At 49.9% G+C, this 13,825-nt stretch carries 8 protein-coding genes; 6 read left to right on the forward strand and 2 right to left on the reverse strand.

Features of this window, described 5'->3' with window-relative positions:
* Window positions 1–9 precede the first annotated feature (9 nt).
* From QQK25_RS12420 to QQK25_RS12440, 5 genes are all read left to right on the forward strand, one after another.
* Window positions 10–2,139, forward strand: a complete 2,130-nt coding sequence (locus tag QQK25_RS12420; RefSeq protein WP_284188216.1) for a GmrSD restriction endonuclease domain-containing protein — start codon at window positions 10–12, stop codon at window positions 2,137–2,139.
* 34 nt (window positions 2,140–2,173) lie between these two features.
* Complete coding sequence (locus QQK25_RS12425) at window positions 2,174–4,081, forward strand: site-specific DNA-methyltransferase (RefSeq protein WP_284188217.1); 1,908 nt, start codon at window positions 2,174–2,176, stop codon at window positions 4,079–4,081.
* A 281-nt stretch (window positions 4,082–4,362) separates the two neighbouring features.
* Window positions 4,363–7,494: a type III restriction-modification system endonuclease gene (locus tag QQK25_RS12430; RefSeq protein ID WP_284188218.1), complete on the forward strand. Its 3,132-nt coding sequence runs from the start codon at window positions 4,363–4,365 to the stop codon at window positions 7,492–7,494.
* A 112-nt stretch (window positions 7,495–7,606) separates the two neighbouring features.
* Entirely contained in the window at window positions 7,607–8,458 is an 852-nt protein-coding gene (locus QQK25_RS12435; RefSeq protein ID WP_284188219.1) for a HamA C-terminal domain-containing protein, read from the forward strand.
* Window positions 8,455–10,611 carry a DEAD/DEAH box helicase gene (locus tag QQK25_RS12440; RefSeq protein ID WP_284188220.1) on the forward strand — a complete coding sequence of 719 codons (2,157 nt, stop codon included), beginning with the start codon at window positions 8,455–8,457 and terminating at the stop codon, window positions 10,609–10,611. The genes QQK25_RS12435 and QQK25_RS12440 overlap by 4 nt, the downstream gene beginning before the upstream one ends.
* 426 nt (window positions 10,612–11,037) lie before the next feature.
* Here the strand turns inward: QQK25_RS12440 and QQK25_RS12445 are convergent, their stop codons facing one another.
* Window positions 11,038–12,213 carry a hypothetical protein gene (locus QQK25_RS12445; protein ID WP_284188221.1) on the reverse strand — a complete coding sequence of 392 codons (1,176 nt, stop codon included), beginning with the start codon at window positions 12,211–12,213 and terminating at the stop codon, window positions 11,038–11,040.
* A 333-nt stretch (window positions 12,214–12,546) separates the two neighbouring features.
* Entirely contained in the window at window positions 12,547–12,798 is a 252-nt protein-coding gene (locus QQK25_RS23645) for a helix-turn-helix transcriptional regulator (RefSeq protein WP_368736556.1), read from the reverse strand.
* Window positions 12,799–13,030: 232 nt separating this feature from the next.
* On the opposite strand from QQK25_RS23645, the gene QQK25_RS12450 reads away from it, so the two are divergent.
* Window positions 13,031–13,795 carry a hypothetical protein gene (locus tag QQK25_RS12450; RefSeq protein WP_284188222.1) on the forward strand — a complete coding sequence of 255 codons (765 nt, stop codon included), beginning with the start codon at window positions 13,031–13,033 and terminating at the stop codon, window positions 13,793–13,795.
* Window positions 13,796–13,825 lie beyond the last annotated feature (30 nt).

A 13,825-nucleotide genomic window follows, 5' to 3' on the forward strand; every position in this document is an offset into this window, starting at 1 on the left:
GGGATAGAAGTGAAAGCAACCGAAGCCAATTTGCTCAAATTCTTGCGCAAATCTCCGCAGTTCGTTATCCCCATCTACCAACGCAACTATTCCTGGACCGCCGCCCAGTGCCGTCAGCTATGGTCGGATCTGATGCGCGCAGGTCGCGATGAGAAGGTCAATGCACACTTCATCGGCTCCATCGTCTACGTGGAGCGGGGGTTGTCGTCCGTCACGAGCCAGGAGGCATTGCTGGTCATTGACGGACAACAGCGACTGACGACCAGCACCTTACTCATAGCGGCGCTTGCCAAGCACTTTGAGACCCAAGGACTTAGCGAACTGCTCGACACCTTCTCACACAAGAAGCTGCGCAACTATTACTTGCTGAACCCCGACGAAGAGGGCGAGCGTCATTTCAAACTCATCCTGTCCGAGACCGACAAAGACACTTTGCTCTCCCTTCTGCAAGGCGCGCCTATGCCTGCAGAGACCAGCACCCGCATTACCGAAAACTATGCACTGTTCCAAGAATTGATTGCCACCCATCAAGGGGAACTAGAGGCGATATGCCAGGGCCTAGCTAAGCTTGTGATCGTTGATGTGTCTTTAGATCGATCTCAAGACAACCCACAGTTGATCTTTGAAAGCATGAACTCTACCGGGCTGGAGCTCAGCCAGGCCGACCTCATTCGCAACTACATTTTGATGGGGCTAGAACCGAAGCTGCAAACGGAGCTTTACAAAACGTACTGGCGCCCCATGGAGAAGGCATTTGGTCAAGCCGCCTACGTAGTCCACTTCGACGCCTTCATGCGTCACTACCTCACAACCAAGACGGGTGAGATCCCCAACGTGCGCGAGGTGTACGTAGCGTTCAAAGCCTTTGCCCGAAGCCTCACTGGCGATACCCGTGACTTGGTGGCGGACATCCATGCGTATGCCACTTACTACTGCGCCATGGCTTTGGGTTCAGAGACGAACGCCGGGCTAAAGCAAGCTTTCCATGACTTGCGCGAGCTTAAGGTTGATGTCGCGTATCCGTTCCTGTTGGACGTTTACCACGACTACAAACAGGGCCGCGTGGCCGGTGACGAGGTCGTTCAGATTGTTCGCTTGGTGGAAAGTTATGTGTTCCGCCGCGCCATCTGCGCCATTCCCACTAACTCGCTGAACAAGACGTTTGCAGGTCTGAGCAGAACACTCAAGAAGGACCGCTATATTGAGAGCGTGCAAGCAGCTTTTTTGATACTTCCCTCTTATCGCCGCTTTCCGAGCAATGAGGAGTTTCAACGCGAAATCAAAATCCGAGACCTGTACAACTTCCGAAGCCGTAGCTATTGGCTGCGCCGACTAGAAAATTTTGGACGCAAAGAGCGCGTGCTTGTCGAGGACTACACCGTCGAGCACATTCTCCCTCAAAATGAAAAATTGTCCGAGGAGTGGAAGGCAGAACTCGGCCCCGAGTGGAAGCGCGTGCAGCAAACTTGGCTACACACTCTGGGAAACCTAACACTGACAGGCTACAACAGCGAGTACAGCGACAGTTCGTTCAAATACAAACAAGAACAAATTGAGTCGAAAGATGGCAATAAAATCGGCTTCAAATATAGCCCGCTGAATTTAAACTTCGGACTAGGTGAAGCAAACCGATGGGATGAGGCTGCAATTCAAGCACGCGCAGAGCGACTTGCCCTCAAGGCTAGCCAAACATGGGTAATGCCAGCACTAGATGACGAAGTCCTGAGGCAATACGATCCAATTTGGCGAGACCTCGATGCAGACACCCAGTACAGCATTGACGATCACCCTCACCTTGCAGCAGGCGCGATGCGGGCACTGTACGAGGAGTTTCGGCAAGCCGTTTTGGCACTAGATCCTTGCATTCGCGAAGAGTTCTTGAAACTCTATGTGGCGTACAAGGCTGAGACAAACTTCGTGGATGTGGTGCCGCAAGTAAGGCGCCTGCGTCTGTCGCTAAACATGCCATTTCACGAACTAGACGATCCGAAGGGCTTGTGCAAAGACGTCTCGAACGTGGGCCGTTGGGGAAATGGCGACGTGGAAGTAGGCTTGAGCAATCTTGATGAGCTGCCTTATGTGATGGGACTGATCCGCCAATCGTTCGACCGTCAAATGGGCGGCCCGCAAGACGACTGACTCCCACTGATCTAAACGAATACCTAAAAATAGAATGACGATCCAACAAATTCAAGCACACTCACCCGAGGCACAAAGTGCTGACCTCGTGGCCGACAACATCAGCAAACTCAAGGCTCTTTTCCCTGAACTGGTAACCGAAACCACGACCGATGGTAAGACTACTGCGGCGCTGAACATCGACGTCCTAAAGGCTTTGATGGGTGACGCTACGTCGACAGACGCCGAAGAAAAGTACGGCCTGAACTGGCACGGCAAGCGCAAGGCACGACAGATTGCTTTAACCCCCAGCACAGGTACATTGCGCCCGGTACCTACAGAGAGCGTGGACTGGGACACCACGCAAAATTTGATGATTGAAGGCGACAATCTGGAAGTACTTAAGCTCCTGCAAAAGAGCTACGCGGGCAAGGTCAAGCTGATCTACATCGACCCCCCGTACAACACGGGTAAGGACTTCGTTTACCCCGACAACTTTCAGGACAACATCAAGAACTATCTGGAACTAACTGGACAGACCGAGGGTGGAGCGAAGATCACCAGCAATACGGATGCCAGCGGTAGATTTCATACCGACTGGCTGAACATGATGTACCCACGCCTAAAGCTGGCTCGTAACTTACTTAAGGACGAAGGCGTTATCTTCGTCAGTATTGCTGACCACGAGATCCACAACCTTCGCTCGTTGATGAATGAGGTTTTCGGGGAAGAGAACTTCGTAGCGTCCATCGTTTGGCAGAAGGTATATGCCCCAAAAAATTCGGCGCGACACTTTTCAGAGGATCACGACTATGTCGTCGTTTATGCTAAGAACGCTGAAACCTGGGTTCCTCGCCCCCTGCCAAGAACGGCCGAGCAAGATGCCCACTACTCAAACCCCGATAGCGACCCTCGTGGCCTCTGGCGAGCAGATGGAATGTCCGCACGAAATTTCTATAGCAAAGGAACATATGCAATAACGACTCCCGGCGGACGACTTATTGAAGGCCCTCCTTCAGGCAGGTACTGGGTCTATTCTGAAGAGAAATTTCGAGAACTTGATGCTGATCGCCGTATTTGGTGGGGGGCTGATGGGAATAACCAGCCCGCAGTAAAGAGATTTCTTTCAGAAGTTGGCGGCGGACGGGTACCCCAAACCTTGTGGTTCTATGAAGAAGTCGGCCACACACAGGAGGCGAAGAAGGAACTGATCGCCACTGTAGACTTTCCGAACTCAGATGTGGTTTTCGATACGCCGAAGCCCACACGGCTGCTACGTCGAATCCTACAGATCGCGACGTCACCGGAATCGAACGACCTGATCATTGACTTTTTCGCAGGCACCGGTAGCACGATGGACGCTGTCTTCCAACAGAATGCGGACGACGGTGGCAGCCGCCGCTGCATCCTGGTTCAATTGCCGGAACCTCTGACTGGTGGCGAATCCGTTGGCTGGTCATCCATTGCCGACATCACTAAAGCACGACTAGTTGGGGCCGGGAAACGTCAGCGTGCTGCAAAGGCCGGTGATGTGGGCTTCCGCGTCTTCAAACTCGACACTTCCAATATTCGAGCTTGGAACCCGAATCCAGCAGACTTGAAGGGATCGCTCTTTGCCAATCTTGAGCATATCGAGCCAGGGCGTAGCAACGACGACCTGCTGTATGAGATTCTGCTGAAGCTTGGCCTGGACCTGTGCGTACCCATGGAGCAGAAGCAAATCGCTGGCAAGACGGTACATAGCATTGGCGGCGGCACCCTGCTGGCATGCTTAGATGAGCGCATCAACGTGGCAGATGCAGAGGGCCTAGCATTGGGCATGGCCCAGTGGCGTGACCAGCAAGGCACAGCCACGGAGACCACCGCCGTCTTCCGCGACAGTGCCTTCGAGAATGACGTAGCCAAGAGCAATCTGGCCGCTATCCTGGAGCAGCACGGCGTGAAGAACGTGCGCAGTCTGTGACCATGAGTAATTCACTCCAACCGCCTTCTGGCGAGTTTCTGCTCTACCAGACCGACGATGGGCACACCCGTATGGAATGCCGATTTGCCAATGAGACGCATGACTATCACTGGGTTCCATGGCAAGGCTGTTTCAAACTCGCAATCAGCATATCGCGAAGCACCTGAAAGCCATCTCTTCCGACGGCGTGCTGACTGTCGATTCAGTTATCAACCGATGTTTGACAACTGCGGCCTAGAGGATGTCATCCACCTCGATGACATGAATGAAACGAACTAGGCGTGCCGGAAGCCCAACTGCGCTGCAAGCCCCGTACCAAGCAAGAAGAAACAATGAAACTTCACTTTGAATCCGACCTTCCCTATCAAGCGGCAGCGATTGAGGCTGTTTGTGACCTGTTTCGTGGGCAAGAAGTCTGCCGTTCAGTCTTTACAGTGACCGCACAGGCACTGACAGACGCGGGGCAACAGAGCTTTGAGGGCAAGCAGTTCACGGCCGAAGGCGGCATCGGCAATGCGTTGCAATTGCTGGCCGACGAGGAACTTAGCGAGAACCTCCGGAAAGTACAGTTGCGTAACGGGCTTCCCCCATCCGAACCGCTGAAGGCAAAGCAGGCACTGGACTTCACGGTAGAGATGGAAACCGGCACGGGCAAGACCTACGTCTATCTGCGCACGGTATTCGAGCTGAATCAACGCTACGGCTTTACCAAGTTCGTGGTGGTAGTCCCTTCCGTAGCCATCAAAGAAGGCGTCAACAAAACCCTTCAGATCACCCGTGAGCACTTCGAGAGCCTGTACCCCGGCGCGAAGGGCTATGAATTCTTCCAGTACGACTCTGATCGTCTTGGGGAGGTGCGCAACTTTGCGACCAACCCTAACATCCAGATCATGGTCATCACGGTAGGGGCCATCAACAAGTTTGGCGATGAAACTGCTGCCGCTGCAGAAGAGTCCGACGAGGCAAAGCGGCGAGAGAAGTCCAAGAACAAGATGTACCGCACCAGCGAGAAGACAGGGGGCGAACGCCCTATTGATCTGATTCGTAACACGCACCCTATTTTGATCGTGGACGAACCTCAAAGCGTTGATGGTGGCATTGACGGCAAAGGTAAGAAGGCCTTGGCGCACATGAACCCACTGTGCGCCCTGCGCTACTCCGCCACTCACATAGACAAGCACAACATGGTGTACCGGCTAGACGCTGTAGACGCCTACGAGCAGAAGCTGGTCAAGCAGATTGAGGTAGCAGCCGCCACAGTACAAGGGGGAAACAACAAACCTTACGTGAAGTTGCTGGCGGTCACAAACAAAAAGGGCGTGATCACCGCCAGCATTGAGGTGGATCGTCAGAACGCTTCTGGCGCGGTACGTAGGGAGCCGATCACGGTTCAAGACGGCTTCGACCTGGAGCAGGAAACCGGCCGTCCTCTGTACGCCAACGTCCGCATCGGCGAGATTCGTTCAGCCAAGGCTGATCAATTCATCGAGTTGAAGGTACCCGGTAGCGAGGTGTTCTTACGTGCGGGCGAGGCTTGGGGCGATGTGGACGCCGGTGCCGTTCAGCGGGCCATGATCGCCCGCACTATCAAGGAACACTTGGACAAAGAGAAGCGCCTGCATCCGTTGGGCGTGAAAGTGTTGAGCCTGTTCTTCATCGATGAGGTTTCCAAGTACCGCCAATACGACGAGCAAGGCAACCCAGTAAAAGGCGAGTACGCCTTGATGTTCGAGGAAGAATACACGCGCCTGGCACGGCACCCGGACTATCAGAGCCTGTTCGCAGAGGTCGATCTTTCCGCAGCCGCGAGCGAGGTGCATAACGGCTATTTCTCCATCGACAAGAAGAAGATCGGCGGAAAGACGGTGGAGGTATTGAAGGACACCAGCGGCAGCACAGCCGCAGACGATGACACCTACAACCTCATCATGCGCGACAAGGAAAAGCTACTGGGTTTCTCATCACCCCTGAAGTTCATTTTCTCCCACTCGGCGCTAAAAGAAGGCTGGGACAACCCAAATGTCTTCCAGATTTGCAACTTCTCGACCCGCGAGACGGAGCGGTGGCGTCGTCAGACAATTGGTCGCGGCTTGCGCCTTTGCGTAAACCAGAAAGGTGAGCGCCTTCGCGGCTTTGAGGTGAACACCTTGACCGTAATCGCGACCGAGAGCTACGAGCAGTTCGCGGAGAACCTGCAACGCGACATCGAGAACGACACAGGTATTCAGTTTGGCGTAGTGCAAAACCACGAATTCGCTGGAATAGCTGTAACCCAAGCGAACGGCGAAGTCGAATCTATTGGCTTTGAGGCATCCAAGGCTCTTTGGGCACACCTTAAGTCGCAGGGCTACATCGACAGCAAGGGCAAAGTGCAGGACACACTTCGCGAAGCGTTGAAGAACGGTACGTTGGCACTGCCTGAGCAATTCAATGCCCAAAGGGAACAAATTGCAGCGGTTTTGAAGAAGCTGACGGGCAAGCTGGAAATCAAGAATGCAGATGAGCGCAGGCATATTCCGGTGCGAAAGTCAGTATTGGTGAGCCCGGATTTTAAAGAGCTTTGGGATCGCATTAAACATAAAACAACCTACCGCGTTCATTTCGACAACGACAAGCTGATCGAAAATTGTATTGATGCATTGAACAGCATGCCGTCAGTAGCAAAGACCCGCCTTCAATGGAAGAAAGCGGGAATGTCAATCACCAAGTCGGGAGTGGATGCTTCGGTACTGGCCATTTCCGAACCCGTGGCGCTCTACGAGAGTGACATCGAGCTGCCTGACCTGCTTACCGAGCTGCAGGACAGGACTCAACTCACGCGTAAGACAATTGCACACATCCTCACCAAAAGCACCCGGCTCAATGAGTTCAAACGAAATCCACAGCAGTTTATCGAGCTAACTGCAGACGCGATCAACCGCAGCAAGCGGATGGCGTTGGTTGATGGCATCAAATACCGACGACTCGGCGATGAAGAGTATTACGCTCAAGAGTTGTTTGAAACCCAAGAACTAACGGGCTACCTGAAGAACCTCGTGCAAGACACCCAGAAGTCTGTCTATCAGCACGTGGTCTACGACTCAAATATTGAGCGCGACTTTGCTGAAGCCTTGGAAAAAAACGAGGCAATTAAGGTTTACGCCAAACTCCCAGGGTGGTTCAAAGTACCCACACCTCTAGGCTCCTACAATCCAGACTGGGCGGTTTTGGTTGAACTAAACGGCCAAGACAGGCTGTATTTTGTTGTCGAGACAAAGAGCAGCTTGTTTGAAGAAGACCTGCGGGACCGGGAAAGCGGAAAGATCAAATGCGCAACGGCACACTTCATGGCACTGTCTATAGATGAGAAGCCAGCTTTTTATGGCAAGTTCACAAGCGTGGACGGATTGCTAGCGTACGAATCTACGTGCTGACGACACAGATGCAGCACGCGAGAATATTCAATGTAGCAAGTGAGCAAAAAGCAAGAACTCACCAAGCCAATTGAAACAATCAGGAGCACGCCTCTGGCGTGAATATTGATAAATGTATCCAGCACCGCCTGCAGCATTCTTGTCGCCGATCATTCACGATTTATCCGCGAATCCGCCAATAGACGCCCTGTGTGCCGGATATGAGGCCGGAGAATGGCGTGGAAAAGCATTAGCAGAGCACGTTATGGAATGGCTTCCTGAGTTCTCGCTCTCGGCCGAAGAGTTGCGAACATTTACACCAGGAACCGCAGTCCGATTAGTAAAGAAGGCGGCACGCCTTGTGTATCAGACCCCGAAATATGGAAAAAGAGGCGAGTTCGGCGAGATATTCCTTCACATCGCACTGAGACAAATTTACGGCTCCATCCCAGCCATTTCAAAAATATTCTGGAAGGACTCAGTAAATTCAACTGTCAAAGGTTTTGACGCGGTTCATGTTATTGCAAACAACGGCTCTCTAGAACTGTGGCTTGGCGAGGTAAAGTTCTATGAAGACGGTAGCAGAGCGATTTCCGATGTCGCAACAGAGTTGGCTGCACATACAAAGACAGACTATCTGCGTAACGAGTTTATGCTCATAACGAACAAGCTGGATCCAGCATCACCCCATTTTGAAAAGCTCTCACGACTGCTCGACCAAAACACCTCTTTAGATACGGTATTTGATGCAGCTTGCATCCCAATCTTTATCACCTACGAGAGCGACGCCGTTCGCGGCAGTAAAAAATCTGACGATGTGTACCGAGAAAAACTGACCGAAGAGGTCACTGCGCTTCAAAAGAAATTGGCAGAGAAAGTTCCAGCGGGTTCACTTCCCATACGCATTCATCTCTTCATCCTCCCCCTCCATACCAAAACCACATTAATTCAGATTCTTGATGAAATGCTGAAGGAGTGGCAATGAAATTTCTTAACACCAAGACTATTCTAGACCTCCTAAAGAAGAATGCACTGGACAGTGACGAGATCCTTTCAATTCTGAAAACCCTTTGCTCGTTGGTCAGTCAAGCCCAAGCGGAATATGATCCGAAGACGCAAGAGTTGGTGCTACGCACCTTGGATCGACGAGACTTATTTCAGGAATACACTGAAATTTTGAATTCTCTAGTGAGACAAGTGGGCCTCTACCCTTACCTAGACATGGAGAAAATTTCAGAAAGAGATGCTTTGGCATTAGAGATGCATCGACCCGAAAATTTCTACCAAACAGGTGATGAAGATAGAGCTCCGGAGAGAAACGCCCAACGCGGTTATATTTTTCACAAAGTTCAAGCCGAAGTCTTTGGGCGAATTCTCGATGGCGAAAGCGTAATTCTAAGCGCCCCGACAAGCTTCGGAAAAAGCGCAATCATTGACGCCTTGATTGAGTCAGGAAAATTTCGGAATATAGTAATTGTCGTACCAACGATTGCTCTTATCGACGAAACAAGAAGACGGCTATCGCGATATCGAGATACGCACAAGGTTATAACACATGCGTCACAGGCGCTCTCTGCTCAGAACATCTTTATCTTTACACAAGAGCGAGTCGTCGATTACCCAGAACTGCCACCACTAGATATATTTGTAATCGATGAATTTTATAAATTAAACCCAACAGCCGACAAAGAGCGAGCAGCGACACTCAACCACGCATTTTACAAGCTATCAAAAAAGGCGAAACAATTCTATTTGCTCGGACCAAATATTCAAGCAATCCCCCCTGGCTTCCCAGAAAGATTCCGATGCATATTCTACAGAACAGATTACTCAACAGTCGTGACCGAGCTAACGAGGATCACCCCTGCAAAGGGTAATGAGTTTGTTGAACTCGTTGATCTCTGCAGACGCCTTACTGGGCCAACACTCATTTTCTGTGCCTCTCCCGCAAAAGCTAGAAAAATTGCCAATGCGCTACTCGACGGAGAAGTAGGTAAGGCAAGTCAAGGCATGGCAGAGGCCGCCGACTGGGTCGCCTCAAACTACGATCCTGATTGGACTCTTTCTCGCGCACTCAAGATGGGCATCGGCATGCATCACGGACGCATGCCAAGAGCACTAGCGCAAGTCGTGGTCAAAGGGTTCAATTCTGAGACGATTGATTTTCTAGTATGCACATCAACCTTGATTGAAGGCGTGAATACAAAGGCAAAAAATGTCATTATTTTCGACAACAAAATTGCCACCCAAAAGTACGACTACTTTACCTTCAATAATATACGAGGACGTTCTGGTCGAATGTTCGAGCACTTTGTCGGGAATGTATATCTCTTCCACCCAGAGCCTCAAGAAGACCTGCCATTTGTTGACATCCCGGTTTTCACTCAAGACATCAACAACACACCTGAGAGCTTGCTCATTCAACTTGATACCAACGATCTTGAGGGCTCATCTCGTGAGCGCATGGAGCCATATCGTGCGCAACGCATATTATCGCTGGAGACATTGCGTTCCAATGTAGGCATCGACCCCCAGCAACAATTGAATCTTGCAGTGAGCATGACTCGTCATAGAGAAAACGCCGAGGCGTTATCCTGGAATGGGCTACCAACATATGCACAGCTTGAATCTTTGTGCCTAGCCATTTGGAACTATTTTGTCCATGGAGGCAAGATTGGCGGAGTGACGTCGGGAAAGCACCTTGCCTTCAAAGTGAATCAGCTCAGATCGCACTCTTTGCGTCAACTGATACAAGCAGAAATCGAAAATTCCGCGAATCCGGACGATGCAGTTGAAGATGTACTTGATTTTGTTCGGCAGTGGCCACAATACAGATTTGGTAGACTTGCAATGGCCATTAATAGAATTCAAAACGAAATTGCTCTACAACTTGGAATAAAATCTGCTGATTACACATATTTTGTTGGACAGGTTGAGAACCTCTTTTCAGATCCATCATTAAGCGCCCTTGATGAGTACGGAATTCCATTCCCGCTAGCAAAGCGTCTTGAGAGATATCTTTCCACGGGGGGAGACTTAGATGCAGCACTGGACAGACTACGCAAACTGGACACTTCAAAGCTGAACTTAACAAACTTTGAAAAGACTCTTATAGATGAGGCCAGAGAATATTCATAACTCAACCTACTCGAAAGATTGAATCATGGACTCATCTAAGAGAAATCAGGAAGTAAAACAGCCCAAAGCACGTCGTGCCGAAGCCATTAATTGGCCGCCAAGCCGGGCAACCGCCTTGTATTTTTCACCATTAGTTACACTACAAAAAAATGCCTAAACCAACTAACCATTTGAACACATGACGTAAAACCAAATAAACACCATACTGAATGAGCCTCCATACCTCGCACTCCGGCAAGCGCCAGCAACCTCAATCATGCATGAATACCTCAAGCGTTCGGCGCTGCCGTAGAATAATTCAGAGGCATCAGCCAAGGGGCGAGAAAGTTGGAAATCGTCCTGTCACTCACACTACCGATAAAGTTCGTTATCCCAAACTTAAACGAACCGCAGTCACTCAGAGCATTCGGCCGAAGATTCTAACGATCATTGAACGATAGGGCTCATATTCTTGAGCTGGCAGATCGCCCTCTTTGCGGTCTCACTGGTAAAAGTATGCTCCAGAAATCGAGAGCTCGGCCGGTACCTTTTCCGATAACAAAACAACCATTCCAGCTCGCCAAGAGCCGCTTTTGTTTGAACACCCCAAGGAATTGATATATCAATCCGAAGCAGATCCTCAATACGACGCTTAACGCGCGAAAAGTACTTTCGATCAGCCAAGCGCGGAACATCAGAGTGATTGCGAACATCCGCGCCCGACAGGTGAAGATCGACAATCTTCCGCTCAAACTCACTCAATACCTCTAGATCCGCTGGTCTGGGGCGCCTCCTACGCAACCTGTCGTCAAATCGAAAGTATTTTCGCATTTCACTAAAGGCGATCTCGTACGGATTTCTCTTACCTCGATGCCAAGAAGCAGGCTTAGCAAGACCATGCCGGCACAACCACTTACCGTGCAACTTTATCTCACACCTCAGCAATCGACTACTTTTTCCATAAACCTTTTCCTCAATCTCTTTGCTTTCAAAAGTTGAGAAACTTTTCGGAATTCTTCCGCGCTTAACATAAGACGTAATCACATACTCTCTATGATGGAAGTATCCGGTCTTAGTATTTCCAGAACCGTAAAAACGGACAGGCTTGCAAACATTGGGCGCCATTGAATAGTTAAAAAGAGCGTCTCCAGCGGCCAAGAGGCCATCAATGGATCTAACTGCCGAAATCTCATCCTTCAAGTCAAACAAGTATGTAAGAGTAACCGACTGTATCTCCGAGGATTCCAAAGAGAATAGTTCGGCAGATCCTTGGCTAAAGTGATTACGCCTAAGCCAGCTCTTTAGCAATTCAAGAGAAATTTTTGATGCTGATCTGACGTGATTCTGAACGAATGCGTTGTTTCCAACAGTGCATGCGGGAATGTTTGCCTCAACTCGATAGCCAACAACATAAGGAAGATCATCATGATAACTCGCGATTGCTGTGATTTTGAACTTGGCGCCGGTAAGAGGCGACACCACCACGTACGAAGGTGGCTTACGCTTTTTCAGCTCACCTTGTTCATCTAGAGTCAAGCTGAACATAAACGGGAGCGCAGGACGCTCTCCATCTCCGATTTTTTTACTCTTAACCATAAAATTGATACAAATTGAGTCGCACATTATTCTTACCTCAAACAATCAGCTCTTAGAAGTGGATGACGGATTGCACACATGGGCGCGCACTGTGTTATCGAAGTGGTGAAGTTTCCAGCTATTACTAAGTGCATTTGTCACCACGTCGACTCCCGCTGCAACGAGCAGTTTTTTTATGAAAACCTGCGTTAAAACGCAGGCCTGCACCCATTCAGACGAAAACCACGCATCACCATAACCTTTGAAGTTATGTTTCCTATGAAAACGGGACCGTCACTACTGTGCTCAAGGGCACTCGTACAAACGCGCTTAAATGGATTGCACGAGCGCCACATAGACATAGATTTAATTACTATGATTTTATTTTGAAGGATTAGCAGCGCCGTTCTGCAGATTCCACAGAGACTGGCGAACCTCACCGACTTGCCACACAGAAGCGCGATCACCGAGTCGTCGTGGCTGTGGAATAACTTCCTTTTTTATCAGCCTGTACAACGTTGCACGTGAGCATGCGTACAAGCTGAGCATCACAGGCAGCCGAACATTTGCGGAGTTCGGCAACTCATCAAAGTTCACCAGGGACGTTTGGCTAACCTCTTTCAGACGCGACATGATTCATTCCTAAACTGTTCCGCCACATGACGTGTTCAGCGTTTACAGTTTTGGTTTTGTGCTCTAACAATGCACTCCTTGGCGTACACAACACTCCAAAGAAAGAGGAAAAAAGAGGAAATCTCCCTGCCGTCACTGAAGATTTGTATGCCTGCTGCCGTTACATCAGGGGTCGCGCGCCCTCTGAGAAAGAGGATGAAAGAGGAAGAGTGAGGAAAAAGGAGGATGAGAGGTGGACGTTGAAGATTTTGATTGCGACGACTGGCGCCGCACGCAGGCTCTTATGTGGATGCTTTTTGAAAACGATGAACACCGCGAGGACATAAGCCACTTTTTGAATCTCGGGTCCAAAGACATATCCCCGGATTTCATGAAAGGAAGCAAAGAAAAAGTTGACCTTCTAAGCCATCTGCGCACTACTCACACATGGTTACGAAGATCAATCAATCTTCACCCTGCTGTTTGGATGCGGCTGGTTTTCACAACGCCATCTCGACACTTTCAGCTAAGTGATCGATTTCTTAGAGCTTACTCAGAATGGCGCCATCTCAAAGCACAAGCATCGGGAGGGATTAATGTATCCTTTTCTTGCCAACCTCCTTTGTGCTCCGGTGACACAATGACTGTTTCTATTGACTACTTCCTTCACTCAACCACACTGAACTTTCCATTTAGCCAAGAAATCAAGATAAAGCTAATTGACGATCTCGGAGAGTACGCGGAAAAATCACCAAAAAATAATTCGAGACCAACATCAGAAGTTGTAGGTAGAGGATCAATGACCATGATTGAGGACTGCATCAAGGACGCAATCAAGAAAAGAACTATCAACAGCTTAAAGTCAGTTAAAAACGAGGAACGTTTTGTTTGCAGTCTGACCAGAGAAAAGCTAGCCGAAGCACTTCAAGCGAGATATAAGCACACCAGATCGATTAGCGTTGATACAATAGTTCGCGGAGTTGGAAGTTTCGTCCGCTGCTCCTACCGCGGACCTTAAAAACTTGGTTTTATCTTCTTCAGAGCTACG

The organism is Zoogloea oryzae, from assembly GCF_030161255.1.
Classification (GTDB): domain Bacteria; phylum Pseudomonadota; class Gammaproteobacteria; order Burkholderiales; family Rhodocyclaceae; genus Zoogloea; species Zoogloea oryzae.

What these genes read in the sequence shown, in the direction of transcription:
- QQK25_RS12425 (WP_284188217.1), top strand. Translation starts at nt 2,174, where the DNA reads ATGACGATCCAACAAATTCAAGCACACTCACCCGAGGCACAAAGTGCT.
- QQK25_RS12435 (WP_284188219.1), top strand. Translation starts at nt 7,607, where the DNA reads ATGTATCCAGCACCGCCTGCAGCATTCTTGTCGCCGATCATTCACGAT.
- QQK25_RS12440 (WP_284188220.1), top strand. Translation starts at nt 8,455, where the DNA reads ATGAAATTTCTTAACACCAAGACTATTCTAGACCTCCTAAAGAAGAAT.
- QQK25_RS12445 (WP_284188221.1), bottom strand. Translation starts at nt 12,213, where the DNA reads ATGTGCGACTCAATTTGTATCAATTTTATGGTTAAGAGTAAAAAAATC.
- QQK25_RS23645 (WP_368736556.1), bottom strand. Translation starts at nt 12,798, where the DNA reads ATGTCGCGTCTGAAAGAGGTTAGCCAAACGTCCCTGGTGAACTTTGAT.